We start from the raw sequence: 21,951 nt of genomic DNA, 5'->3' as shown, positions 1-21,951 counted from the left end.
CGAGTTGTAATTATATATTATATAATAATATTATGAAGCAATTAGTAATGTTCAAAATATTTTGTGATAAGGGGGTAATTTATATGGTGCGCAAGGAAATGCCTACCGTATGTGAAGCCTTTTACTATTCATGTGAAAAATTTCCCGATCGTCCTGCTCAGGTATTCAATCCCACCCTTTACCATAATGACCATCAGGGAACTTTTACTTATCGGCAATTTAAAGAGCGAGTCGAATACCTGGCCGGTGGACTTATGAACTTAGGCATTAATCCCCAGGATATGGTAGCTATAATGTCCCCCTCCAGCGTTTACTGGACCCAGGCAGATATGGCCATCGCTAACTGCGGAGCTGTGAGTGTTGCTATCTTTCCTACCCTATCCCTTAATGAAGTGCTTTATATAATGAATGATTCTAAAAGCCGCTTCCTTTTCGTAGGCAATGAAAACCTGTTAAATCAGATCCTATCTGGCATTGACAGAATGCCCAGTTTAGAAAAAATCATTGTTATGGATTTAAAATACAAAAGCAATAATGACATGGTTTTGTCCTGGCAGGATTTAATAGATTTGGGGAAAGATTATTTGCAAAAAAATTATAATCTATATGAACAGAGATGGAAAAGCGTAAAACTGGAAAATCCTTACACTATTCTCTATACTTCCGGTACCACCGGACAGGGAAAAGGAGTAATCCTTACCCACTGGGGAGCAGCTTCCCGCATGAAGGGAGTAAATGAGTTTTTCGCCCGCTATGGCATGTCAGTAACCGAAAATGATGTAACCCTCTGTTATCTTCCCCTGGCTCACATATTTGACCGCGGTTCCTGTCAGCTTTTTGCCATCTGGCAGGGAGCATGTATCTGCTATGCTGACTCACCTGCTACCCTTTTGGAAGACCTTAAAAAATATAATCCTACCTGGATAAATTGCGTTCCACGCATATATGAGAAAATCTATATCACCATAAAACAGCAGCTGGCTTTAAGCCCAGCCAAAAAAGCCATATTCGAGTGGGCAGACAAAATAGGTGATGAAGCATTGAAATACCGTACCAATCCTGATGGTACCATAAATATGTCTCCCCATTTTGATCTTATGGGTAAATTACCCCTGGGGTTAAAAATCAAATATAAAATTGCCGATAAACTTATTTTCAGTAAAATCCGCGGATTGTTCGGCAATCGTTTTCGTTTTTCCTTCTCTGCCAGTGCAGCTATTTCTCCCGAGCTTTTAAAGCTTTACTACAAAGCTGGGGTAGCGGTCCTGGAAGGATATGGTTCTACCGAAAGCTTTAATGCCTGCATTTTAAATCCGATTACCGCCTGTAAGCCAGGAAAAATGGGCATCGATGCCAATGGCGGCATCGGACGGGTAGCTCCCGATGGGGAACTAGAAATCTCGGGAGCTGGCATCTTTGCCGGTTATCTTAACAAACCAGAGGAAACCAGAGCAGCTTTTACCGAAGACGGCTGGTTTAAAACAGGTGACATCGTGGAAAAAGATGAAAATGGCTACTACCGTTTTATCGAGCGCAAAAAAGGCATTATATGCCTAGCTATCGGCAAAAATGTGGCTCCTGCCAAAATTGAAAATCTGTTTTCTACCAGTTCTTATATCGATCAGGTTTTTGTTATTGGAGACGAGCGGAATTATATAACTTTGTTGATTGTGCCCAACTTCACCTATTTTGTTGAACTTTACAAGCAAAACAACATTAAATATGATGAAAAAGCACTGGTATGGTCTGATGCTACTGGAGTGCTCATCTGTAACAAGGTAGGGCAGGATTTTATAGAAACCGACTTCTTAAAAGAAAAAATTGCTGAAGAAGTAAAAAGAGTAAATGAACAGCTGGAAACTTTTGAACGCATAAAAAACTATACCATCCTTACCAAACGCTTTACCGAAGAAGATGGAGAACTTACTCCTACCTTAAAAACCAAAAAACGGGTAATCCTTGAAAAATACAAAGAACAAATAGAAGCTATGTATAAGTAAGATTTTTTAAATAAGCAGCCATAAAGAATAACATAAACAGCAACAGTAAAGCTATAAGCCTGCTGGCTATCATTTTTTATAATATCATTCTTAATATGTAAACACTCTGAACTATACAGCTTGCCATATGGAAAGCTGTATAGTTTTTATTTTTAGATAGCACCTTTTGGAAGTTTATCACATAAATTAAAGATGAGTTTAGATGAAAGGGGAGATAAATTGCGATGGTTTTATCAACTGCCACCAAATTAAGCCTTACTTCTGTTCAGGTAGCACCTGGTACGGAGACCGACCTTAATATCAATCTGGCTCCTGAATTTCGCTCCGTAATTCATGGAGTAGTGCATCTTCCGGACGGTTCTTATGCGGCAAACGCAGCAGTAAAATTATTCGCCGTTGATCCTGTAACAGAAAACCTGATACCTGTTGCCTTTGCCTTTACTGATGAATTTGGTCAGTTCCTCTTTGGCATCGATGATCCCAGTCTTGTCTACAAAATCAAAGTATTCCACTATGTACCAGAAAACCCGCTGCCCACTGGAACTTCCCGTTAATACTGTAGCCGGCTTAATGCCGGCTACCAAATTAAATAAGGGGTGATAAGTTATACTAATTAGTTTCAAGGAAATTATTTTATCATCAATTATTCTAATATTTATCAGCGGAATACTTATATTTTATCTTTATAAAAATATAAAAAAAATTAATTACAGACAGGAAACTGAAGAAAAAACATCCCCTAAAATTCTTAAAATAGCAAAAGAAGACAAAATAGATATCAGGGAAACTCAAGTTCAATTAGGTCCTTTTTACCAAGCAACAGAAAACCCACTAATTTCCTTGATCATTCCTTGTAAAAATGAAGACCTTCACCTTAAAAATACTATTGACAACCTGCAAAACACTCCAACAGAAGCATTATTTGAAATTATCGTAGTAGATGATGGATCTGAAGATCACTGTTCTGACTTTTTAAACAGACCAGAATACGCTCATATTAAACTCCTAAAAACGCCAAACATAGGAGCTGCTAAAGCCAGAAATGCTGGTGCCGATATGGCCAATGGCAATATTTTGGTTTTTCTCGATGCTCATATGCGTTTTGAGCCTTATTGGTTAGACCGTTTGATTTCAGCGCTTGAAAAATATAATGCTGATGCAGTATGTCCTGCTATTGCTGATATAAACACAGATAAAATCGCAGGATACGGCCAAACATGGAATAATGTGTTAAACATGGTATGGATCAGAGAAAAACCTTTACCTGGAACAGAAGTTCCCCTGGCGGGAGGATGTGCTTTAGTCTTAAAGCGCGAAGTATTTTCAAAATTGGGGGGATTTAACAAGTATTTTGAAGTGTGGGGGCATGAAGATGAAGAACTTTCTCTTAAGTTGTGGCTTTTCGGGTACCGCCTTATAGTAGAACCGGAAGTTGTTTTAAAACACTTTTTCCGTCCCAGGCATCCTTATCATGTAACCAGCAAAAACACCATGCATAACATGTTTTGTATGGCCTACCTTCATTTTAACTATAAACGTCTGGCTAAAGTAGTAGATTTATATAAAAATAATCCCTATTTTGCTTCAACATTAACCAGTATAATTTTACACGAAGATCTCAGAAAAACACGTATAGATTACTTAGCCAACCGCCAGCATGACGATGCCTATTTTTTCGATAAGTTTGGAATACCCTTTTAAATTTGAGGAGGGAAAAATGAATAAGATTTTTTTAGTAATATTATTTCTTTTCTTATTAATCGTAATATTGAATATAATTTTATATGTCAATAATAAAAAACTTAAAAATTACAACCTTTCTTATCAAATAACCAGCAATAACCCGTCAAAATCTACAAATTTTTTCATTTCCGGGCAAGAAAAAGAAATCCCCATAAAATCATTATCTATAAGTGGTGCGCATGCCAAAGGCAAAGATGGCTTTTGTCTGGAAGGCAAGCGGGAAGCAAAACTGGAAATAATATTAGAAGATATGATTAACAAATAATGAAAGACATCCGCTATAACTATTATTTGTTATAAATTATAGCGGATGTTTTTTATGTTTTATTAATCAAATCCACTTTAATCATTATATTTTAATCCAGATATCCTACTTTTCATAGCTTATTTTTTTGAATTCCCTCATCTGATCTGCTAAATTTTCCACATATATACTGCGGCTGGGGAAGGCAATACTTACTCCTTCTTCTGCCAAAATATTCATTATTTCCAGGTTTATATCATGCCTTATAGCCAGGTGTTCTGCCAAATCAGTGCTGTTAGTAAAGAAATACACCAGTATATCCAAACTGCTCTCATTGAACTGTTCAAAATAAACTACTATAGTTTCTGGATGTACCCCCTCATGATTTTGCAAAAGTGCTCTTATTTTATCTACTATCCTTTTTATTTTTTCAGGGGGAGTAGCATAGGTTACCCCCAAATAAAACCTGACCCTTCTTTTACCCATACGGCTGAAGTTAGTTATAGGCTCATTGGCTAAAGTTGAATTAGGCATGGTTATTAAAGCCTGGTCAAAAGCCCTTATTTTGGTACTGCGAAAACTTATTTCCTCTACGGTTCCTTCTATGCTGGGGGTTTTTATCCAGTCCCCTACAGCAAAAGGCTTATCAAGAATTATTACAACCCCTCCGAATATATTGGCAAGCGCGTCTTTGGCTGCCAGAGCAAAGGCTAATCCTCCCAATCCCAAACCTGCTATAAGGCCATTCACGTCATAATCCCATTCCTCAGCCAAAACCAGAACTGCAATTATCACAATAAGTATGCGGGCAACTTTAGAAAAAAATTGAATAATGGTGTAATCCAAATTTAGCCTGGTCCTAAGCTCTTCGGCCAGCGAGGAATGAGAACCGCTTAAACTGTAAAATCCCCAGGTTACAATAATAATAAGAGCACTTCTAAAAAATTTAGTAAGCATTAAATCAAATTCCGCAGATAATGGCAGATACCTTAAAGCAAAAAATACACCTAATATTAAGAAAAGGGCATTTAGAGGTTTTTCAAAGGCATCCCAAATTTTCTCATCCAGCTCTATCTCGGTTTTTTCTGCCATTTTCATTATCCATGGGTAAACATATGAAGAAAAAATCTTTCGCAGCACCACGAAAAAAAGAAAAATTACAAGGGCTATACCCAGCATTTTAAGCTCCATCCAGAACCTGTCCGTACTTAGCAAACCTGTTAATTTCCCTTGTAAATATTCATATATATAATGCATTAAATCCCTCCCTTTTGCTATATATCCTGTCTGTGTATCAAAAACAGGTTATCAGGCAATAATTTTAAACAACACAATAAGGAGGATTTTTTATGTCTGTGCCTAAAATTTCTTTTTACCTTTTATTAATTGCCTTCCTGGTAGGAGAAATTTCATTTTATGGTTTGGTGAAAACCTCTAATCCATATTATTTACTTTCTACCCTTACAGCAAACACAGCAATAATCATAACCATATATAACATGTTGTCAAGTAAAACTTCCTCCAATAAAAATCATATTAATTATTACATATATTTAAACACATCCAACGATTCTTTGGAAAAAAACTGCCTTGAACTGCCAGTAAAAAAGAGAAATTAAATAAGGGGGCATCTGCCCCCTCTAAATTATTTTTCTGCCTGTTCCCTCTCCTGTCTTGCTTTTTCTACTATTTTATCCTGGATATGAGCTGGAACTTCTTCATAATGCGAGAATTCCATCTTAAATTTTCCTCTTCCCTGGGTCAATGACTTGAGATCAATAGTATAGCGAGCCATTTCCGCCAGAGGAACCTGAGCTTTTATAAGCTGCTTGCCTTTTCCATAAGGTTCCATCCCTAATACTCTGCCGCGCTTGCTGTTTAAATCACCTATAATATCTCCCATGAAGTTTTCAGGAACTATTATTTCCACATTCATTATCGGTTCCAGCAGTACTGGATTAGCTGCTTCCATTCCCTTGCGGAAAGCAAGCCGGGCAGCTAGTTTAAAAGCCATCTCGGAAGAGTCAACTGAATGATAGGAGCCGTCAAAAAGATTAGCTTTAATATTGACTACCGGATAACCTGCTAAAACTCCTTCTTCCATAGCTTCCTGCAGCCCTTTTTCTACCGCCGGGAAATACTGTTTGGGAACAGCACCTCCGAAAATACTTTCTTCGAACAGGAAGTCCCCATCGGGATAAGGCTCAAATTTAATCTTAACATGTCCATACTGACCATGGCCGCCACTCTGCTTCTTATGCTTGCCTTCAGCCTCTACGGGTTTACGGATAGTTTCCCGATAAGGAATCTTCATTTCCCGGGACTCAACATCTACACCAAATTTACGTGCCAGTTTTTCTAGAACTATTTCTACATGGGTATCTCCCATACAGGTAAGAATAGTCTGCTTGGTTTCGGAATTTTTAGAGATTCTTATGGCAGGATCTTCTTCTAAAAGCTTCTGTATTGCACTGCTCAGTTTATCTTCATCACCTTTAGACTTGGGTGCAATAGCCATGCTCAAGGTAGGTTCTGGGAATTCGATAGGATCCAGCACTACAGGATTTGCTTTGACGGTAAGAGTGTCACCAGTAGAAGTAAGAGACAATTTGGCAACAGCAACGATATCACCCGGATAAGCTTCTGGAACCGGATTTTGTTCTTTACCGCTCATCACCAGAAGCTGGGCAATCTTTTCTTCTTTTTCTTTATTGGCATTGTACACTACACTGTCTGACTTCATTTTGCCCGTAAAAACGCGCAGCATATTTAACCTGCCTATGTAAGGGTCAGCAATAGTCTTGAAAACCTGGGCAGCCAGAGGTTCTTTTTCTAAGTCTTTACCTGCAACTAATGGGTTATGAGAAGGATCAGCTGCACATTCAACAATAAAGTCCATTAAAGGAGTTACTCCCATATTGTTAACAGCTGAACCACAGAATACGAATACAGCGGAACCTTTAACTGCAGCCGCCTTAATACCGCGCATTACCTCATCATCAGTCAGGGTTTCTCCATCCAAGTATTTAGTAAGCAGTTCATCATCTGCCTCAGCAGCAGCCTCAATCAAAGCTTCCCTGTAAGTTTCTGCATCGTCAAGCATATCAGCCGGGATATCTTCTTCAGTTATCTTGCCAGTCCCCTTTTCAAAAATTAAAGCTTTCATTTTTATCAGATCGACTACACCTCTAAATTTGTCTTCCGCGCCTATCGGAAGCTGAACAGGTACAATATGGCCTGCTGAAAGCCTCTTCATATCTTCAAGCACCTTGTAAAAATCGGCATTTTCGCGGTCCATCTTGTTAACAAATGCCAGTTTGGGTATATGAGGGAAATCTTCCCAAACTACTTCTGTCTGCACTTCTACTCCCGCATTGGCAGACAAAAGAACTACCATGGTTTCAACTACCCTCATAGTACCGACAACTTCAAAATAAAAATCAGAATATCCCGGAGTATCAAGCACATTTATTTTATGGTCCCTATACTCACAAGGAACCAAAGCTGTACTGATAGTAATTTTCTTCTTGATTTCTTCCGGTAAAAAGTCTGCTACTGTGTTTCCATCATCTACTTTGCCCAGCCGTTTGGTAGCACCCGTATTGTAGATCATAGCTTCTGCCAGAGATGTCTTTCCGGTGCCCCCATGCCCGACAAGAGCAATATTGCGAATTTTACTGGTGGGATAAACCTTCATTCAACAACCTCCTTACAATTTAGCTGTAAATTTGGAAACCAAAGGTAAAAACTGCTTCGGGTTTTACAAGTTGGGCATAAAGCTAGAGGTGTAAGGCCGCTCTATTATATGTAATTCGCTATTTTTTTATAAAATCCTTGGTGAAATATTTTTTATATTCATTTAGAAGTTTATAATCCGTTAAATCAAGATGTATAGGTGTTATACTTATATAACCTTCTTTAACCGCTAATACATCACTGTCCTCATCTTGCTGTTCCTCTTTTATTCCCCCTCCTAACCAGTAATAAGTGTTTCCTCTAGGATCTTTTCTCTCTTCAAAGAGATTTTCATAATTCCTTACCCCCAGCTTGGTAACCCGAATGCCTTTTATATATTCCAGCTCAACAGCTGGAATATTAATATTCAAAAGGGTAGTCTTGGCTATCCCCTTTTCTTTTACCATGCGTACCACTTCACAGGTAAATTCAGCTGCATAGGCAAAATCAGGCTCCTCATCAAAACAATCCAGAGATACAGCAACTGCAGGAGCTCCCATTATAACTCCTTCTGCTGCAGCAGAAACAGTCCCCGAATATAATACATCGGTTCCCAGATTAGGACCATGGTTTATTCCAGAAACCACCAGATCGACATCATCTACCAGTTTGCTCATGGCCAGTTTCACACAATCAACCGGAGTGCCGCCTACTATCCAGGCTTTCTTAGCTAAAGGAACTTTTATTTCTTTTACGCGAATAGGCTCAAAAACAGTTATAGAATGGCCAGTGCCACTTCTTTCCCGATCCGGTGCAGCCACATAGACTTCCGCTATTTCTCCCAGACTTTTTATCAGAGCATTTATTCCCCTGGCATGAATGCCATCATCATTAGTTACCAGTATCTTCATCAAAACTTACACCTCGTTCCAATAAATGAAGGTGATTTACAGGCCAGTATACCATAAAAGCTTTCCCTTTGATATGGTCCCTGGTAAGCCAGGCATTCCACATATGACTGTCAAAGCTGTGATTGCGGTTATCGCCCAGTACCAAAAAGCAGTCTTCAGGCACCCACACCGGTCCATATTCATAATCTAAAGGTTCAGCCAGGTAAGGCTCTTTTAACGGTTTATCATTTATATATACTTTACCATTTTTCATTTCCACTTTTTCGCCGGGAAGCCCGATAACCCTTTTTATGTAATCTTCATTGGCATTGATGACATCCGGAGGTCTGAAAACTATAATATCCCCGCGCTGAGGCTCTTTAAAGCGGTAGATAAATTTATTAACCATTACCCTGTCCTGGAGCTGCAAAGTAGGGAGCATCGACCCGGTAGGAATTATGCGACCTTCTACAACATAAGTCCTTAAAAGCATAGCCAGTATAAAAGCGATTACGACTACACTTACTGTTTCTTTTAAAAAATCTTTAAGCAGTCTGCCCATTTCTTCACCTCATTAAAATTCATAAATGCTTATTGTCATTTCATTATTTTCCTTATCCTTGGTAATACCAAACATTATTCTTTTGCTCTTTAAATTTTTATTCAAAAAGTCAACCAAACGCACTAAATCATCACTGGCTGGTAAAGTTTTGGTCGCAATAATCTCCAGTTTGCTTTTATCTTCTTCCATATCGAAATTTCTCCTTTCCCTGTTATATTGTAGTTTAATATATATGAGCTTACAAGTTTATTAGCAAATAATAATAAAATAAAATTTATATCAAACCAAGATAAACATGCATCTGAGGCATTATCCTTATATCTTCCAGCCTTCGCATTCCTGTTTCCTGTATTTTCAATAACCGGGGCAGCAGTTCAAGGCTTGGTTTTCCTACAATCGTAGCAGGTTGAAGAAAAACAGGGATCCTTTTATCCACTTTTTCTATTATTTCAAAGGCATATTCAATTTCTTCATTTTTAGTATCCCGGTTCACAACTATTTTGATATAGCATGGCCGTGATACGGCTTCTTTAAGAAAAAAATAATGAACATCCCAGTTGTCTTCACCGGTAGCAGAAGGAAGCTTAAAATCCATACTTATAAGGTCCATTATATTAAGGCATTTTTTCAACTCTTCCACCAGGGTTCCATTAGTTTCAAGCAAAAACCTGTATCCCCGGGGCTTCAGTTTTAAAGCCAGCTCACTTATAAAATCTGACCATAAAAGCGGTTCCCCACCGGTAAAACTTATCCAGGAAGCGGAAAAATTCTTTATAAATTCCACTATAGATAATGTATCAACTGGATTTTTAAAAACTTCCCTGCCCTCATTGCTTCCAGTGTGAGGATAAAGAAAACCTTCTTCCGGTTTTACCAGAGAAGCCCTGGTATCACAGTAATTGCATCTCAGATTACATCCGCAAAAGCGTAAAAAAATCTGTCGGCTGCCGGCAGTTAAACCTTCTCCCTGAATACTTTCCATAATTTCAAGAAGATAAGCTTTCAAACATATTTCCCCCTAACTTTGCAGCGAGCCTCATAAATCCCTTCCAGTTCATGTTCATAACGTTTCAGAACATTAAAAGCAAAAGAATTAATATCGGCAATGCCAAGCTCCGATAGCCCACTCGTTTTAACCGGGGTCCCTTGCGTCTCAATATTAACCCCGGTATGAATAAGGGTAGATACGGGAGAAGCAGTGGCAATAGAAACGGAAAGTTTTCCCTTATTCACATATAAATCATCACCTAACCTGAGCACATTTATACCAAACTGTTCCAGCTCTTCTTTTATGCATGTTATAAGTATCCTCTGCCTGTATACAGCAAGTTCCAAGTCATTATGGAAATGCTCTACGATAAAATGAAGCATCAAAGGGGAATAAATAAAAGCATTTTCTTTAACATCTGCCAAATCCACCATATTTTCTATCGGAACCCGGGCTTCGCCTATAAAAGAGACGGCCGCATCCCCTAAAATGCCAAAATTTTTGTATATCCAGTGGGGAGCCAGCTGAGTTCCATCATAGTCTATCCTGTCATCAATAAATAAAATCTTCATTGTACTTTATCCCCGCCTTTGCAAAAGCTTCCATATTGCGCAAACAGGATGAACATTTTAGACAAGGTTTTTCCCCTCCCTGGTAACAACTCCAGATATACCGGAAATCAAGCCCCAGCTCTGCTGCAGTTCTTATAATATCTATTTTGTCCATATCCTGTACAAAAGATTTAACTTCTACATGGTTGGTTGTCGAATAGTAAAGGGCTTGGTTGACTGCCCTCACATATTCCTCTGAATTGTCAGGGAAACTTAAGGCCTCTTCCCTGTTAAATCCGCAAACAACAAGACCTGCCTTGATAGATTCAGCATAACAGGCAGCCAGGTTTATAAAAAGCCCGTTGCGGTTAGGCACCCAGGGGTTATTTATGGGGAGAGAGCCTGATTTTATAAGGTCTGATTGTATTCCTTTCATAAAAGAAAGTTCTACCACTTCATGATTAACATCATAAATACGGCATATGTTGCGGGAAGCCTTTATCTCGTTTTCCCTGGCTCTCTGTCCATAATCGATAGTTATCGCCAGCTCTACCTTAACTTCCCTCATAGCCAGCAACATAGAAACTACTGAATCAAGCCCGCCCGAAAGTAAGGCAACTGCTTTCATTTTTTATTCCTCCCTGTAAACAGCATAAGCAGTAGACGACTCCCAAACTTTTACTTTTTTAACCTCCGCTGTATCCTCCAGCAGATTTTTCATCTCTTTGTATATCTCACGGGCTATATTCTCAGCCGTGGGATTTATTTTATCAAAAGGCTCCACCTCATTTAAAAATCTATGATCATATTTTTCTTTAATTATGCTGGCAGCTATTTTTTTCAGTTCCCTGAAATCTATCAGCATTCCAGTAGAGTCAAGCTGCTTTCCTCTTACTATTATCTCTACCTTCCAGGTATGTCCATGAATATTACTGCAATTGCCAGGGTAATCGTTAAGTTTATGAGCAGCAGCAAACTCCTGAATAATTCCTAATTCATAAGCCATAAAATTCACTCCATGCCGTAAATATTGATTTCGTTCATATAGATTTTACCATTAAAGTAGCTATTTTAAAAATACAGCTAGAATAATTACTCCTCTTAATTTATTAAATAGCAATGCATTTTGGCAATATATATCTCTGTTATATTAAGTTAATTATATTCAGAATTTTCATGAGATTTTGCAGAATTGCAAAAAAATATTGCATTACTGCAAAAAAATCATTATATTGCAATTTATTCTAAAATCCCCTGCCTGTTATACAGGCATACTGCTCAAATAAAAAAATTCTCAACTATTGGCATAATTCTTGCTTTAAATTTTTAACAAAGAATATTTAAAATCATCTTTTTGGGGAGGGGTTCAAAAATGGCTATCGCTACTGACTTTCATTACCAGTATAAGCAGAAAAAAGTTACTGCCGAAGAGGCAGTTAAAGTAGTAAAATCGGGAGACTGGGTGCAGTATGGCGAATTTGTAATGCAGCCCAAAACATTGGATGCAGCACTTGCTAAAAGGGTTAATGAACTCGAAAATGTAAAAATACGCGCTGTCTGTACTACCTTTATGCCAGAAGTAATTAAAGTAGATCCGGAACGCAAACACTTCATTTATAACGACTGGCATTTTTCCGCACTTTCTCGCCGCCTGCATGAACAAAATTTGTGCAACTATATACCTATAGCCTATCATGAAGCAAGAAAACTGATCGAAGAATTTTTAACCATCGATGTAGCTTTCGTTCTGGTTTCACCAATGGATGAAAGAGGCTTCTTTAATTTGGGTACATCAAATTCTATCACTTCTTATGTTATAAACAAGGCCAAAACGGTAATTGTAGAAGTAAATACCTCAGTTCCCATATGTTTGGGAGGAAACAGCGAATCTGTCCATATATCCCAGGTGGACTACATTGTGGAGAGCGAAGATAATCCCAAACTGTTTAATTTGCCTCCTACCCAGATAACGGAAACCGACCGCAAAATAGCTAAGCAGGTTATGGAACTCCTGGAAGATCGTGCCTGTCTGCAGCTGGGAATAGGTGGTCTTCCCAATGCTGTAGGAGCTATGATTGCAGAATCAGACCTTAAAGATTTAGGAGTGCATACAGAAATGCTGGTAGATTCCTTTGTCGATATGTACGAGGCAGGCAGGATCACAGGCAAATATAAAAACCTGGACAAGGGAAAAATGGTTTATACCTTTGCCATGGGAACAGATAAGTTATATGACTTCCTCAATAATAATCCAGTCTGTGCCAGCTATCCCGTACATTACACCAATGACCCGTTTATAATTGCTCAAAATGATAAAGTATTTGCCATAAATAATGCTATAGAAGTTGACCTGTTCGGGCAAGTAGCTTCAGAAGCATCGGAGGGCAGACATATTTCCGGAACTGGAGGCCAGCTCGACTTTATCTACGGTGCATTTAGATCAAAAGGCGGAAAAGGTCTTATATGTTTAAGCTCCACCACCACCTTGAAAGATGGAACCGTTATTTCCCGCATAAAACCGACTATTGCACCGGGAACTATTGTAACGGTTCCCCGCTCTCTTGCCTACTATATAGTAACTGAGTTTGGATATGCCGTTCTAAAAGGCAAGAGTACCTGGGAAAGAGCAGAAGCTCTCATAAATATAGCACATCCTGATTTTAGAGATGAACTTGTTAAAGAAGCTGATCGCATGAAAATCTGGGTCAGAACCAACAAGCAAGATTATTAAAAAATTAATTATAAAAAATTCATAATAACCTTCCCCGGCGGAACCCCCGCCTTTTTTTTATTTGTTTTTATTTACTATCCTGTATTTTCGCATCTTGCGGGAAATGGTAGAAGGATCAACCTCCAGGACTTCAGCTGCTTTATGACAGGAACTGTATAAATTCCATACTTTTTCTAAAAGCTGTTTTTCAGTAATTTCAACCGCCTGTTTCAGAGGTACCACCCGGTTTACTACCACAGCAGACTCATCTTCGGTTTCTACTTTTTCGTGAGATAGCAGTATATATTCCGGAAGATCGTTAAGGTTTATCAAGTCATCACTGCTGGTTATAACCAGCCTTTCCACCAGGTTTTCCAGCTGTCTTATGTTTCCCGGCCAATAGTATTTGGTAAGCACTTCAACAACTTCGCCCGTCATTTTTTTATGCATATCATATCTTTGGTTGAACATATCCAGAAAATGTTTGATTAAAACAGGAATATCTTCTTTTCTCTCTCTTAAGGGAGGTATGTGAATAGGGACTACATTAATCCTGTAATATAAATCTTTTCTAAATTCCCCCATTTTAACCTGTTTATCTAAATCCCGGTTGGTAACTGCAATTATGCGAACATCAACCTTAATAGGCTGCGTGCCTCCCACTCTGAATATTTCTTGCTGCTGAAGTGCTCTAAGCAGTTTAACCTGTAAATGTAAAGGCAGCTCTCCAATTTCATCCAAAAGCAAAGTTCCACCATTAGCCAGCTCAAACATCCCCGGTTTTCCTTCTTTTTTTGCCCCGGTAAAAGCACCTGCTTCATAACCAAACAGTTCAGACTCAATAAGATTTTCGGGGAGAGCTGCACAATTCAGCTTGATAAAAGGCTTATCCCGGCGCGGGCTGTTCTTCTGGATAATCTCAGCTATAACTTCTTTTCCTGTGCCTGACTCACCAGTTATCAGGACCGTGGTATCTACCTCTGCTATCTTGGCAGCCTGATAAATTATATCTTCCATTACTTTGCTCTTAAACACCAGCTGTCCTGAAAATTTGGCTTTAAGCTGATTTACCTGGGACTCATAATGTTTCTTCAGCCCTTCCAGCTGCTCAATTTTTTGTTTTAGCCTGTTAAGTTCACTTATATCCCTCACATTAGTTACTACCCTTACTATTTCACCATCCTCGTCAAAAACCGGCACCGCACTTACCAGCAAAGTCTTGCCTGTTATAGTAGTGAGGGTAGTCGTAACAGGTTTTTTCTTTTCCAGAACTATCAGGGTAGCAGAGCGGGATAAAGTGCCGTTTTCCACCAGCTCATTCATAGTTTTATGTAAAAGCTCTTTTTCTCCCAATCCAGTCATGCGTTTTATGGCTTTATTTATCCTTAAAGTCTTGCCCTGCCCATCTGTAATATAAAGCCCGTCAAAAGATGCTTCAAAAATAGCATCCAGCTCACGGTTCAAAGATTTCACATATTCAAGTTCCTGAGAAATCTTTTCAATTTCTGTCACATCATATAATACAGCTACAGCACCCGTAACTACTCCATTTTCCAGTATAGGAGCCCGGTTAGTTATTACTGAGATATCATTAATTTTTAGTCTAACGCCGTACTCTGTTTTTCCTGTTTTGACTATATTAAAGAGCTCACTTTCCGGTATAACATCATTTATAAACTTCCCTATAACCTCTTCCATCAGCATGCCGGTTAATTTTTCCGCCGCTTTGTTCCATATCCTTATCTTGCCTTCACCATCAATAGCAATAATCGGATTATAGGCAGAATTGATCACTGTTTCCAGCTGCCCGGCCATCTCATCTATAACCCGGTTTAAACCCCGCATAATATCGGATTTGGTTATAAAGCCTACCAGTTTTCCTTCTTCTACCACCGGATACCTTCCAGTATACATAATATCTACATCACGTATATCTTCATCCGGATGTAAAAACTTAACTTCCCTGGTCATAAAATTTTCTACCGGTTCATCAGGCAAAACCCCATTATAAAAAGCCCGCAAAAGGTGGGTTTTGGTAAGTAATCCTACAAGTATGCCGTCTTTTACCACAGGCGCCCCATCTATCTTGTTTTCCAAAAATATTCGGCAGGCTTCCTTCAGGCTGAGCTCAGGAGCCAGCTTTATAATTTGGGTGCTCATAAATTTTTTTATTTTCACCTTACCACCCCCTTACATTTGTATTTTAAAATTCTAGATTTATAATCTTTTTCAGCAATTATTTGCTATTATAGATAATGGCTATATTTATATAAACTTTGCCTGAGGTGATTAAAATTGGCAGAAGCATTTTTTAATCGCGAATATACCTGTCCTGTATGTAAAACCAAATTTACTTCCCTGGCAGTCCGCAGTTCTGCCATTTACGTAGAAAAAAAGGAAAGCGATTTTCACACTGTTTATCGCGGAATAAATCCCCTCCATTACTCAATTATTGTATGTCCTGTATGTGAATATGCTGCTTCTAATAATAACTTCAACAATGAGCTGCCATCCCAGGCTGCTGAACAAATCGCTCTTGCCCTATCACAGCTGAAATCAGATAAAACCCCTAATCTATGTGGTCAGCGCAAACCAGAAGAAGCACTGCTTTCTTTTCACCTGGCTGTCCGCACCAGCAAGCTAAAAAAAGCCCCTCCAGGAGAAATAGCCGGCCTTCTTCTGGCCTCTGCCTGGATCGCCCGCGAGATAGGAAATCAGGAATTAGAAACAAAACTTTTGAAAGAAGCCTTAAACTATTACCTGGAAGCTTTCTCTTCCGGATACCATGCTTCAAACATGAATGAACTGCAGCTTATCTATCTTATCGGTGAACTTAACCGCCGCCTGGGCAATTTTAAGGAAGCTGTAAACTGGTTCAACCGGGTTATAATGCATAAAAATATAAAAAGTTTTCCCGCTATTGAAAAAATGGCGCGCGAACAGTGGTCCTTAACCAGGGAAGAAATGAAAGAAAAAGATTATAAGCCCTATGATACGATTCCGGCAGATAAAAAAGAAACTATCAACCCACCAGCTGCTGATGCAGAACCAAAAAACAGCGTCAATGCCCCGGATAAACCAAAAAAAATGAGACCTCTCCTTCAAATGCCGGTTCATTTATATGAAGACCAGATAGAATGGCTGCGCAAACTATCCAATCAGTATGCTGTAAAAAACAAAATATTCACCCGGGAAGAAACCTTAAGAGGGGTCCTGGACGCCTTGATAACTGTAGTGGGAGAAAACCCTGCTTTCTCTTTTAGCAGTGAAGAAGAACTTATAAACCGGCTTATTGAAATATTGTCCAAGCATCAATGAGATTTAACAATCACCTTGCTTTCGCCATTCTCCATCTTTACTTCATAAACCATATCCCCGGCAGATGCCAGATAATGGTTGTGGGTAACCATTATTATCTGCCGTTCAAAAGCTTTTATCACCTCATGTAAAAAAGCTGCTACATTGCTTATATATTCATCCGAAACATGCTTGGCCGGCTCGTCCAGAACCAGAGGGACTGACTTGGGAATGCGGCAGGTTTCCATAAGCGCGATTCTTAAAGCCAGGGATATGATATCTACTATCCCTCCCCCTCTGGCTTCCTGGGGATCATTAGTTATGACAAAATCATTTTCCCAGGTAGAAGAAACTAAAAAATCAGCTGCTGGCTTGTTTCCTTTTTCCGCAAGTTCGATTTTAAACTCCATATTATCCTGGAAAATAGCCTGTAAAGCCCTGGACACAATATTTTCTATAGTCAATTTCGAATTTTCCCGAGCGTATTCAGCTGCTTTTTTATATATTTCATTTACCTTAAAGTATAGTGAAATCACATCTTCCAGGGCGGACTTTTCCTCCTGATAAGCTGCAATAATCTGTTTTATTTTTTCTCTTTCCCCTTCTCTTCTTTTAATCTCGGCATCCAGTTCTGCATAAGCCTGTTTCAAAATATCTTCCCGCATCAAAAGCCCACCTTTTCTCTATACTCGGGAGGCAAAAGGTTTTTGGCTTCTTCCAGCATTCTTTCAATCTCCTGTTTTAGTTCCTGAATTTTTTCTCCCAATCTATCGGGATCTACTCCCAGTTCTTCCGCTTTTTTTCTAAGCTCTGCCAGTTCTTTTTCCAGATGCTCTTTGCTGGCTAAAGCGCGGCTTCTTTCATCCCTGGCTCTTTTTAATGCTTCATCAAGCCTTTTTATCTTCTCTTCATAAGTAAGCCCTTTATCCATAACTTTCCCCTCCTACCCTCAATTAAGGCTTTCCAGGATTTGCTCCACTGTCGCTTCACTTATTTCCGTATTACATACCGGACACCTTCCGGCTTCCTTTAAAACCTTAATATACTCATTCAGCAGATAAGAATAATTTTCCTCTATATTTTTTAATTTTTCTAAATTTTGTTTATAATTTATCCAGATCCTATCATAAGCCTGTTTTACTTCCTGCAGCCTGTAGCATCTGTCCAAACTTACAGCTAAAGCATTTTTTAACTTTTCTCCTTTTTCCAAACCTTGTGTCCTTAATAAAATATCCTCTGCTTCCTTTAACCTCTTTTCCCTATCATGGATTTCTTTTCTGATTTTTTGCAATTCAAAACCCAAATTCCTTTTTTCACTTAACCAGGCTATTATGTCTTCCGCTTCCTGCAAGTTTTCCGTTTGCTGCAGAATAACATTGATTTTTTTAATTTTTTCCTTTATATCCCGCCGTTTCCCTTCTATATCAGAAATATCGCTCAGCAGCTTAAAGGTTTCCCCTATCCTTTCCCTCTTCTCGCCAAGCTCCTCTAAAACATCAAGTTTTTTTAACTTTTGCAGGCAAACTCCCAGTTCCTTGGCTGCATTATTAAAACGTTCTTCCAGGCTTTCTAAAAGCCTTATATTTTCCCATTCTTTAAAAATCTTTTCATTATACCTTTCGCTCTGGTCTATACTCCCCATCTCTTTTAACTTATCATCAACAGCTGCCATTTCTTCATTAAGCTTTATCCATTTATCCTCCATCTCCTGTATAGTCCCAATCAGCTGCCGATTTCTTTCTACCTTCATCAAGGCTTCCTGTCCTTTTTTTAAAAGGAGTTTTTTGTCTTCCAGATCATCGTAGGTTTTCAGTTCTTCATTAAGTTTTCTTATCTCTTCCTCCAAATCCCGCTTTCTGGTGTTGGCCTGGTTTATATCCTGCAAAAGCCTTCTGGCAGCAGCATCAATAATATCCAAATCAGCTATAAGACCTATGATTTTGGCTTTATCCCCATCGGTTTCCGACAGCAGGAAAGGAGGCTCCAGCTGATAAGCTATGTTGATATCAAGATATTTGTCACTATCAACATACAAGCGTCCATTTCCCAGTATCTCCTGTACTATTTCCGGCACCTGGGTCCCCACTTTTTCTTCAACATCTTCGGTCCCATCCGGATATCTTATTTCATAGCGATTCATTTTTCTTCCTCTTATTCTGCTTACTACAGTACCATCACTGAGTTCCGCAGCCACCAGGCAGTAATCTTCCCCGCTCCTTATAAAGTCCCCCCGGGGAGCCTTATTATAAAAAAGCCAGCGCAAAGCCCTTATTACTGCCGTTTTTCCCTGATCCGACTCCCCTACCAGTATATTAAGGCGGGGGCTAAAATCTATAACTGTATCTTTATGAGATTGAAAATTCTTTATATAAAGGCGCTTTAAATATTTCATCTGCTATCCCTCGCTTTTTTCGGCCGCAGTTCTTCCTCCACCAGGGCTATCCTTCGCAAAGCCTCTTCTCTTACTTCCTTTTCAACCCCATCGGCCTTCGCTATTTCTTCCACTATACTGCGGGCATTCATCTTTTCTAAATCGGCAGCCTGCCTTATTTCCTTTATAAAATGGGCCAGTTTGACACTCAGCTCATTTTTCCCCTCCGCCTTTTCCCTGGTTAAAACTTTATCCCCGGGCAAGGCAGTTTTTAGAGGAATAAATTCACAGGCTACCTCTTTCCCTTCCAGTTTTATTAAAACTACCCCTACCTTGCGCGTTATCTCCTGTTTATGGTTGCTCAGCCTTACCAAAGCGCCGGGATTTACAAAAAACTTGTCTTCTCTCCTGATTATGCCAAAACCCAGATGGTTATGTCCGCATAAAGTTACATCAGCTTCGGTTTCCAGAATACTATCAATCAAGGTAAAATCAGCTTCCGGAAAAACGGCCTGGTCCAGAAGCATGCCATGTACCATATGTACAGCCACATCAGCATTTTCCTTCTTTACTACATAATCTAAACCAGGAATACGCCGATCGATTTCATAATGATAAGGCTGTCCGGTAAGCTGCAAAACCAGCTCATGTTTTTTGAGGTAAGTCCTTTCTCCCGGCATTAAAAGCTTCACAAAACCTAATCGATGCAGAAAACCTAAAAGGGTGCGGTTTAAAGAATTAAGATTGCCTCCAAAAAGGTCGTGGTTCCCGCTTACTGCATAAACAGGGCACCTGAACTGGCGAAAAACCTCCAGAAAATCACCCACCGCTGCCAGGGAGGGGCTTGGATTATCAAAAAAATCGCCTCCGTGTAATACATAATCTATACCAAGAGTATCAGCCAGTTCTACTACTTCCTGCAGTTTGTTTTTCAAGGTATCTGGCAGACTATCCAGCCGGTTCTGCGGAGTATTGCCCCGCAAATGGGTATCGGTAAAATAAAGCAACCGCATCTTTCCTTCTCCTTCTTGCAAAAATTCTATTCAGGCAAGCTGTATATATATTTCACAATAAAGTTTTCTTCCCGCTTTACTTCTCCACTGGCTGCCATCTTATCCAGGTAGTTTAATATCCTGTCCTGGCTCACCTTAAATCCGCTGTTTTCCAATTTTTTCATTACATCAACTATATTCGAGGCATTTACCGGCAAACATTCCTTTATAATATTCATTATTTCAGCATCATATTCATCACCAGCTTCCAGTTCATCAAAAGGATTAATCTGATGCGGGCTGCGGGTTTTGGCTGCCCTAACCCTTACCGGTATAGTGCGTCCAAATACCGGCGAAGATATAAAACCTGTCCCGGAAGGAAGATAGGGAAGCCTTTTGATTTCTTCGTTTCCCATATCCGTTTCTTCCCTTATTACATTCAAATCATGCGACCTTACCGTACGGAAGATTATCTTGGTATTAAGCTGGGCATTTACGGTATCATCGAGCAAAGCCGGCCTTTGGGTAGCCAGCACCAAAAATACCCCGTATTTTCTCCCCTCCTGCGCTATCTCCCTTATTTCACGCCTGGAAGGCACATTTTGTTCACCCCGGGGGGCAAAATTATGCGCTTCATCAGTAACCACTATAAAAGGCGGAAATTTTTCAACCCCTTTTTCCCCTTTTTGCAGGGCATCCCGGTAATCTCTCCTTTTACCATAAAGAGTGCGCAGGACATAAGCAGCATAAACCTTGAGCATCCATATGCTTCCCCGCACAATAACCGCTTTCTGGGCTTTTAAACCTTCTTCGATCTGCCTTATTCCCTGTTCCATAAAAATGCCCTGCCTTACCAGTTTATGCAGCCGCCAGTTTATAGATTTTAGGGTACTGAGCTGCCCTACCTGTTTTTTTAAGGCCAAAAGCCTGTTTAAATAAGCCTCTTTTTTGCTGGCATCAATATCTTTGCGGTTTTTCCTGAAGACTTCTTTAAAGTCATCATCACTGGAACTTTCTAAAAGGGAAATAAGGTCATTAAGACGCATGCTAAAAGTGGTAAGGCTGTCGCCGTTTTCCAGTATAGATGCTACTGCATTTTCCATAGCCTCCGTAATAGGGCTCACGGCACTTAAAAGATTGCAAAGATCTGCAGAAGTTAAAGTTTCAAACTTAACTCCCACATCACTGCCTACAGTCAAAATAAGGCAGCGTTCCTCAAAAGTTTCCTTAAAATGCTCTGGCAAATCAGGGGCAAAAACTTCCTTAAAACTCATCTCGTAATGGGGATCAAATACCAGGAGAGGTACACGTTTTTTTATAAGTTCTTCGATCAAAACCCTGAGGCCAAAAGATTTTCCCGAGCCTGATCCCCCAAATACGCCTATATGAGGGTAGTTGTTCATGGCCCGGTAATCAAAAACAAAAGGAACCCCCGACTGTTTTGTAACTTTCCCCTTTTCATACAAAGGAGCCACTTCCTGATATTGAGCAGGCAGAGAATCTGTAAGGCCTTCGGTTCCCAAAATAACACCCAGGGTTAGTCCTTTGTCAGGAGGAGTTTTCAGCAGAAGCTCTTCTACTTCTGCAAAATGCGGGGAACGCACTTTAGCCCCCGTACTTACCGGATAAAAAAGTTCGCTTAAGATTCTTACTTTAGCTGTATAGATCATTTCTTCCTCAAGGTTATATCCCAAACTGCTTAAAGAAGCTACCACTTCCTGATCCACCAGAATAGAGGACTTTTCATCAACCCCCGGGATAAAAGGGTTTAACGCATAAGTTTCGATAACCTCCCCAACTGGATTATTAAGCTTCTCATCTTCAATTATTACCAGCTCATTGAGCCTGAACTTTTCAGTATTGGAAGCTATCCACACTTCCCGCTCATTGGTCATCCCTACAACCTGCATATAACAACCTCTCCTTTA

At 39.5% G+C, this 21,951-nt stretch carries 22 protein-coding genes; 7 read left to right on the top strand and 15 right to left on the bottom strand.

The annotated features are described in order from the left end of the window. The first annotated feature begins 83 nt into the window (after nucleotides 1–83). From ACZ42E_RS05060 to ACZ42E_RS05045, 4 genes are all read left to right on the top strand, one after another. Complete coding sequence (locus ACZ42E_RS05060) at nucleotides 84–2,000, top strand: AMP-dependent synthetase/ligase (protein WP_464893360.1); 1,917 nt, start codon at nucleotides 84–86, stop codon at nucleotides 1,998–2,000. A gap of 224 nt (nucleotides 2,001–2,224) precedes the next feature. Continuing rightward, complete coding sequence (locus tag ACZ42E_RS05055) at nucleotides 2,225–2,554, top strand: hypothetical protein (protein WP_464893359.1); 330 nt, start codon at nucleotides 2,225–2,227, stop codon at nucleotides 2,552–2,554. 286 nt (nucleotides 2,555–2,840) lie between these two features. Then, nucleotides 2,841–3,701 (top strand): glycosyltransferase, encoded by an 861-nt coding sequence (locus ACZ42E_RS05050; RefSeq protein WP_464893358.1) that lies wholly within the window; start codon nucleotides 2,841–2,843, stop codon nucleotides 3,699–3,701. A gap of 16 nt (nucleotides 3,702–3,717) precedes the next feature. Next, nucleotides 3,718–4,008, top strand: a complete 291-nt coding sequence (locus ACZ42E_RS05045; protein ID WP_464893357.1) for a hypothetical protein — start codon at nucleotides 3,718–3,720, stop codon at nucleotides 4,006–4,008. Nucleotides 4,009–4,113: 105 nt separating this feature from the next. On the opposite strand, the gene ACZ42E_RS05040 is transcribed toward ACZ42E_RS05045, so the two are convergent. Then, on the bottom strand, nucleotides 4,114–5,244 hold the full coding sequence (locus ACZ42E_RS05040) for a mechanosensitive ion channel domain-containing protein (protein ID WP_464893356.1): 1,131 nt from the start codon (nucleotides 5,242–5,244) through the stop codon (nucleotides 4,114–4,116). 92 nt (nucleotides 5,245–5,336) lie between these two features. Here ACZ42E_RS05040 and ACZ42E_RS05035 point away from each other — a divergent pair, with 92 nt between their 5' ends. Continuing rightward, nucleotides 5,337–5,606, top strand: a complete 270-nt coding sequence (locus ACZ42E_RS05035) for a hypothetical protein (protein WP_464893355.1) — start codon at nucleotides 5,337–5,339, stop codon at nucleotides 5,604–5,606. Between the two features lie 26 nt (nucleotides 5,607–5,632). Here the strand turns inward: ACZ42E_RS05035 and fusA are convergent, their stop codons facing one another. The 8 genes from fusA to queD form a co-directional block, all read right to left on the bottom strand. Then, nucleotides 5,633–7,684: an elongation factor G gene (fusA, locus tag ACZ42E_RS05030; protein ID WP_464893354.1), complete on the bottom strand. Its 2,052-nt coding sequence runs from the start codon at nucleotides 7,682–7,684 to the stop codon at nucleotides 5,633–5,635. A gap of 118 nt (nucleotides 7,685–7,802) precedes the next feature. Next, on the bottom strand, nucleotides 7,803–8,573 hold the full coding sequence (gene surE, locus ACZ42E_RS05025; RefSeq protein WP_464893482.1) for a 5'/3'-nucleotidase SurE: 771 nt from the start codon (nucleotides 8,571–8,573) through the stop codon (nucleotides 7,803–7,805). Then, entirely contained in the window at nucleotides 8,554–9,114 is a 561-nt protein-coding gene (gene lepB, locus ACZ42E_RS05020) for a signal peptidase I (protein ID WP_464893353.1), read from the bottom strand. The genes surE and lepB overlap by 20 nt, the downstream gene beginning before the upstream one ends. Nucleotides 9,115–9,126: 12 nt before the next feature. Beyond that, nucleotides 9,127–9,303 (bottom strand): YpmA family protein, encoded by a 177-nt coding sequence (locus tag ACZ42E_RS05015; protein WP_464893352.1) that lies wholly within the window; start codon nucleotides 9,301–9,303, stop codon nucleotides 9,127–9,129. Between the two features lie 85 nt (nucleotides 9,304–9,388). Next, nucleotides 9,389–10,120 (bottom strand): 7-carboxy-7-deazaguanine synthase QueE, encoded by a 732-nt coding sequence (locus ACZ42E_RS05010; RefSeq protein WP_464893351.1) that lies wholly within the window; start codon nucleotides 10,118–10,120, stop codon nucleotides 9,389–9,391. After that, a complete protein-coding gene (locus ACZ42E_RS05005; RefSeq protein ID WP_464893350.1) occupies nucleotides 10,117–10,674 on the bottom strand; it encodes a DUF366 family protein in 558 nt (185 codons plus the stop codon). Before ACZ42E_RS05005 ends, ACZ42E_RS05010 begins: the two co-directional genes overlap by 4 nt. Next, on the bottom strand, nucleotides 10,655–11,281 hold the full coding sequence (queC, locus tag ACZ42E_RS05000) for a 7-cyano-7-deazaguanine synthase QueC (protein ID WP_464893349.1): 627 nt from the start codon (nucleotides 11,279–11,281) through the stop codon (nucleotides 10,655–10,657). The genes ACZ42E_RS05005 and queC overlap by 20 nt, the downstream gene beginning before the upstream one ends. A gap of 3 nt (nucleotides 11,282–11,284) precedes the next feature. Further along, a complete protein-coding gene (gene queD / locus ACZ42E_RS04995) occupies nucleotides 11,285–11,659 on the bottom strand; it encodes a 6-carboxytetrahydropterin synthase QueD (protein WP_464893348.1) in 375 nt (124 codons plus the stop codon). A gap of 366 nt (nucleotides 11,660–12,025) precedes the next feature. On the opposite strand from queD, the gene ACZ42E_RS04990 reads away from it, so the two are divergent. Continuing rightward, a complete protein-coding gene (locus ACZ42E_RS04990) occupies nucleotides 12,026–13,384 on the top strand; it encodes an acetyl-CoA hydrolase/transferase family protein (RefSeq protein ID WP_464893347.1) in 1,359 nt (452 codons plus the stop codon). Nucleotides 13,385–13,441: 57 nt separating this feature from the next. Here the strand turns inward: ACZ42E_RS04990 and ACZ42E_RS04985 are convergent, their stop codons facing one another. Further along, nucleotides 13,442–15,541, bottom strand: a complete 2,100-nt coding sequence (locus tag ACZ42E_RS04985) for a sigma 54-interacting transcriptional regulator (RefSeq protein WP_464893346.1) — start codon at nucleotides 15,539–15,541, stop codon at nucleotides 13,442–13,444. A gap of 117 nt (nucleotides 15,542–15,658) precedes the next feature. Between ACZ42E_RS04985 and ACZ42E_RS04980 the strand changes: the two genes are divergently transcribed. Further along, nucleotides 15,659–16,681: a DUF2225 domain-containing protein gene (locus tag ACZ42E_RS04980; protein WP_464893345.1), complete on the top strand. Its 1,023-nt coding sequence runs from the start codon at nucleotides 15,659–15,661 to the stop codon at nucleotides 16,679–16,681. Here ACZ42E_RS04980 and ACZ42E_RS04975 read toward each other — a convergent pair. Genes ACZ42E_RS04975 through ACZ42E_RS04955 form a run of 5 tightly spaced genes read right to left on the bottom strand, consistent with a single transcriptional unit; the run spans nucleotide 16,675 to nucleotide 21,933 of the window. Further along, nucleotides 16,675–17,325, bottom strand: a complete 651-nt coding sequence (locus tag ACZ42E_RS04975; protein WP_464893344.1) for a P-loop NTPase family protein — start codon at nucleotides 17,323–17,325, stop codon at nucleotides 16,675–16,677. The genes ACZ42E_RS04980 and ACZ42E_RS04975 overlap by 7 nt on opposite strands. Continuing rightward, complete coding sequence (locus ACZ42E_RS04970; RefSeq protein ID WP_464893343.1) at nucleotides 17,325–17,591, bottom strand: hypothetical protein; 267 nt, start codon at nucleotides 17,589–17,591, stop codon at nucleotides 17,325–17,327. Before ACZ42E_RS04970 ends, ACZ42E_RS04975 begins: the two co-directional genes overlap by 1 nt. A gap of 18 nt (nucleotides 17,592–17,609) precedes the next feature. Then, complete coding sequence (locus tag ACZ42E_RS04965; protein WP_464893342.1) at nucleotides 17,610–19,052, bottom strand: AAA family ATPase; 1,443 nt, start codon at nucleotides 19,050–19,052, stop codon at nucleotides 17,610–17,612. Next, complete coding sequence (locus tag ACZ42E_RS04960; protein WP_464893341.1) at nucleotides 19,049–20,044, bottom strand: metallophosphoesterase family protein; 996 nt, start codon at nucleotides 20,042–20,044, stop codon at nucleotides 19,049–19,051. The genes ACZ42E_RS04965 and ACZ42E_RS04960 overlap by 4 nt, the downstream gene beginning before the upstream one ends. A gap of 26 nt (nucleotides 20,045–20,070) precedes the next feature. Continuing rightward, entirely contained in the window at nucleotides 20,071–21,933 is a 1,863-nt protein-coding gene (locus tag ACZ42E_RS04955; RefSeq protein ID WP_464893340.1) for an ATP-binding protein, read from the bottom strand. Between the last annotated feature and the right edge of the window lie 18 nt (nucleotides 21,934–21,951).

Source organism: Thermosyntropha tengcongensis (assembly GCF_055381335.1).
The sequence above is the reverse complement of the archived record's forward strand: the minus strand, read 5'-3'. Positions and strand labels throughout refer to the sequence as shown.

What these genes read in the sequence shown, in the direction of transcription:
- ACZ42E_RS05035 (WP_464893355.1), top strand. Translation starts at nt 5,337, where the DNA reads ATGTCTGTGCCTAAAATTTCTTTTTACCTTTTATTAATTGCCTTCCTG.
- ACZ42E_RS05015 (WP_464893352.1), bottom strand. Translation starts at nt 9,303, where the DNA reads ATGGAAGAAGATAAAAGCAAACTGGAGATTATTGCGACCAAAACTTTA.
- lepB (WP_464893353.1), bottom strand. Translation starts at nt 9,114, where the DNA reads ATGGGCAGACTGCTTAAAGATTTTTTAAAAGAAACAGTAAGTGTAGTC.
- ACZ42E_RS04960 (WP_464893341.1), bottom strand. Translation starts at nt 20,044, where the DNA reads ATGCGGTTGCTTTATTTTACCGATACCCATTTGCGGGGCAATACTCCG.
- ACZ42E_RS05005 (WP_464893350.1), bottom strand. Translation starts at nt 10,674, where the DNA reads ATGAAGATTTTATTTATTGATGACAGGATAGACTATGATGGAACTCAG.
- ACZ42E_RS05045 (WP_464893357.1), top strand. Translation starts at nt 3,718, where the DNA reads ATGAATAAGATTTTTTTAGTAATATTATTTCTTTTCTTATTAATCGTA.
- fusA (WP_464893354.1), bottom strand. Translation starts at nt 7,684, where the DNA reads ATGAAGGTTTATCCCACCAGTAAAATTCGCAATATTGCTCTTGTCGGG.
- ACZ42E_RS04970 (WP_464893343.1), bottom strand. Translation starts at nt 17,591, where the DNA reads ATGGATAAAGGGCTTACTTATGAAGAGAAGATAAAAAGGCTTGATGAA.
- ACZ42E_RS05060 (WP_464893360.1), top strand. Translation starts at nt 84, where the DNA reads ATGGTGCGCAAGGAAATGCCTACCGTATGTGAAGCCTTTTACTATTCA.
- surE (WP_464893482.1), bottom strand. Translation starts at nt 8,573, where the DNA reads ATGAAGATACTGGTAACTAATGATGATGGCATTCATGCCAGGGGAATA.
- ACZ42E_RS04955 (WP_464893340.1), bottom strand. Translation starts at nt 21,933, where the DNA reads ATGCAGGTTGTAGGGATGACCAATGAGCGGGAAGTGTGGATAGCTTCC.
- ACZ42E_RS04965 (WP_464893342.1), bottom strand. Translation starts at nt 19,052, where the DNA reads ATGAAATATTTAAAGCGCCTTTATATAAAGAATTTTCAATCTCATAAA.
- ACZ42E_RS04975 (WP_464893344.1), bottom strand. Translation starts at nt 17,325, where the DNA reads ATGCGGGAAGATATTTTGAAACAGGCTTATGCAGAACTGGATGCCGAG.
- queC (WP_464893349.1), bottom strand. Translation starts at nt 11,281, where the DNA reads ATGAAAGCAGTTGCCTTACTTTCGGGCGGGCTTGATTCAGTAGTTTCT.
- ACZ42E_RS05055 (WP_464893359.1), top strand. Translation starts at nt 2,225, where the DNA reads ATGGTTTTATCAACTGCCACCAAATTAAGCCTTACTTCTGTTCAGGTA.
- ACZ42E_RS05040 (WP_464893356.1), bottom strand. Translation starts at nt 5,244, where the DNA reads ATGCATTATATATATGAATATTTACAAGGGAAATTAACAGGTTTGCTA.
- queD (WP_464893348.1), bottom strand. Translation starts at nt 11,659, where the DNA reads ATGGCTTATGAATTAGGAATTATTCAGGAGTTTGCTGCTGCTCATAAA.
- ACZ42E_RS04990 (WP_464893347.1), top strand. Translation starts at nt 12,026, where the DNA reads ATGGCTATCGCTACTGACTTTCATTACCAGTATAAGCAGAAAAAAGTT.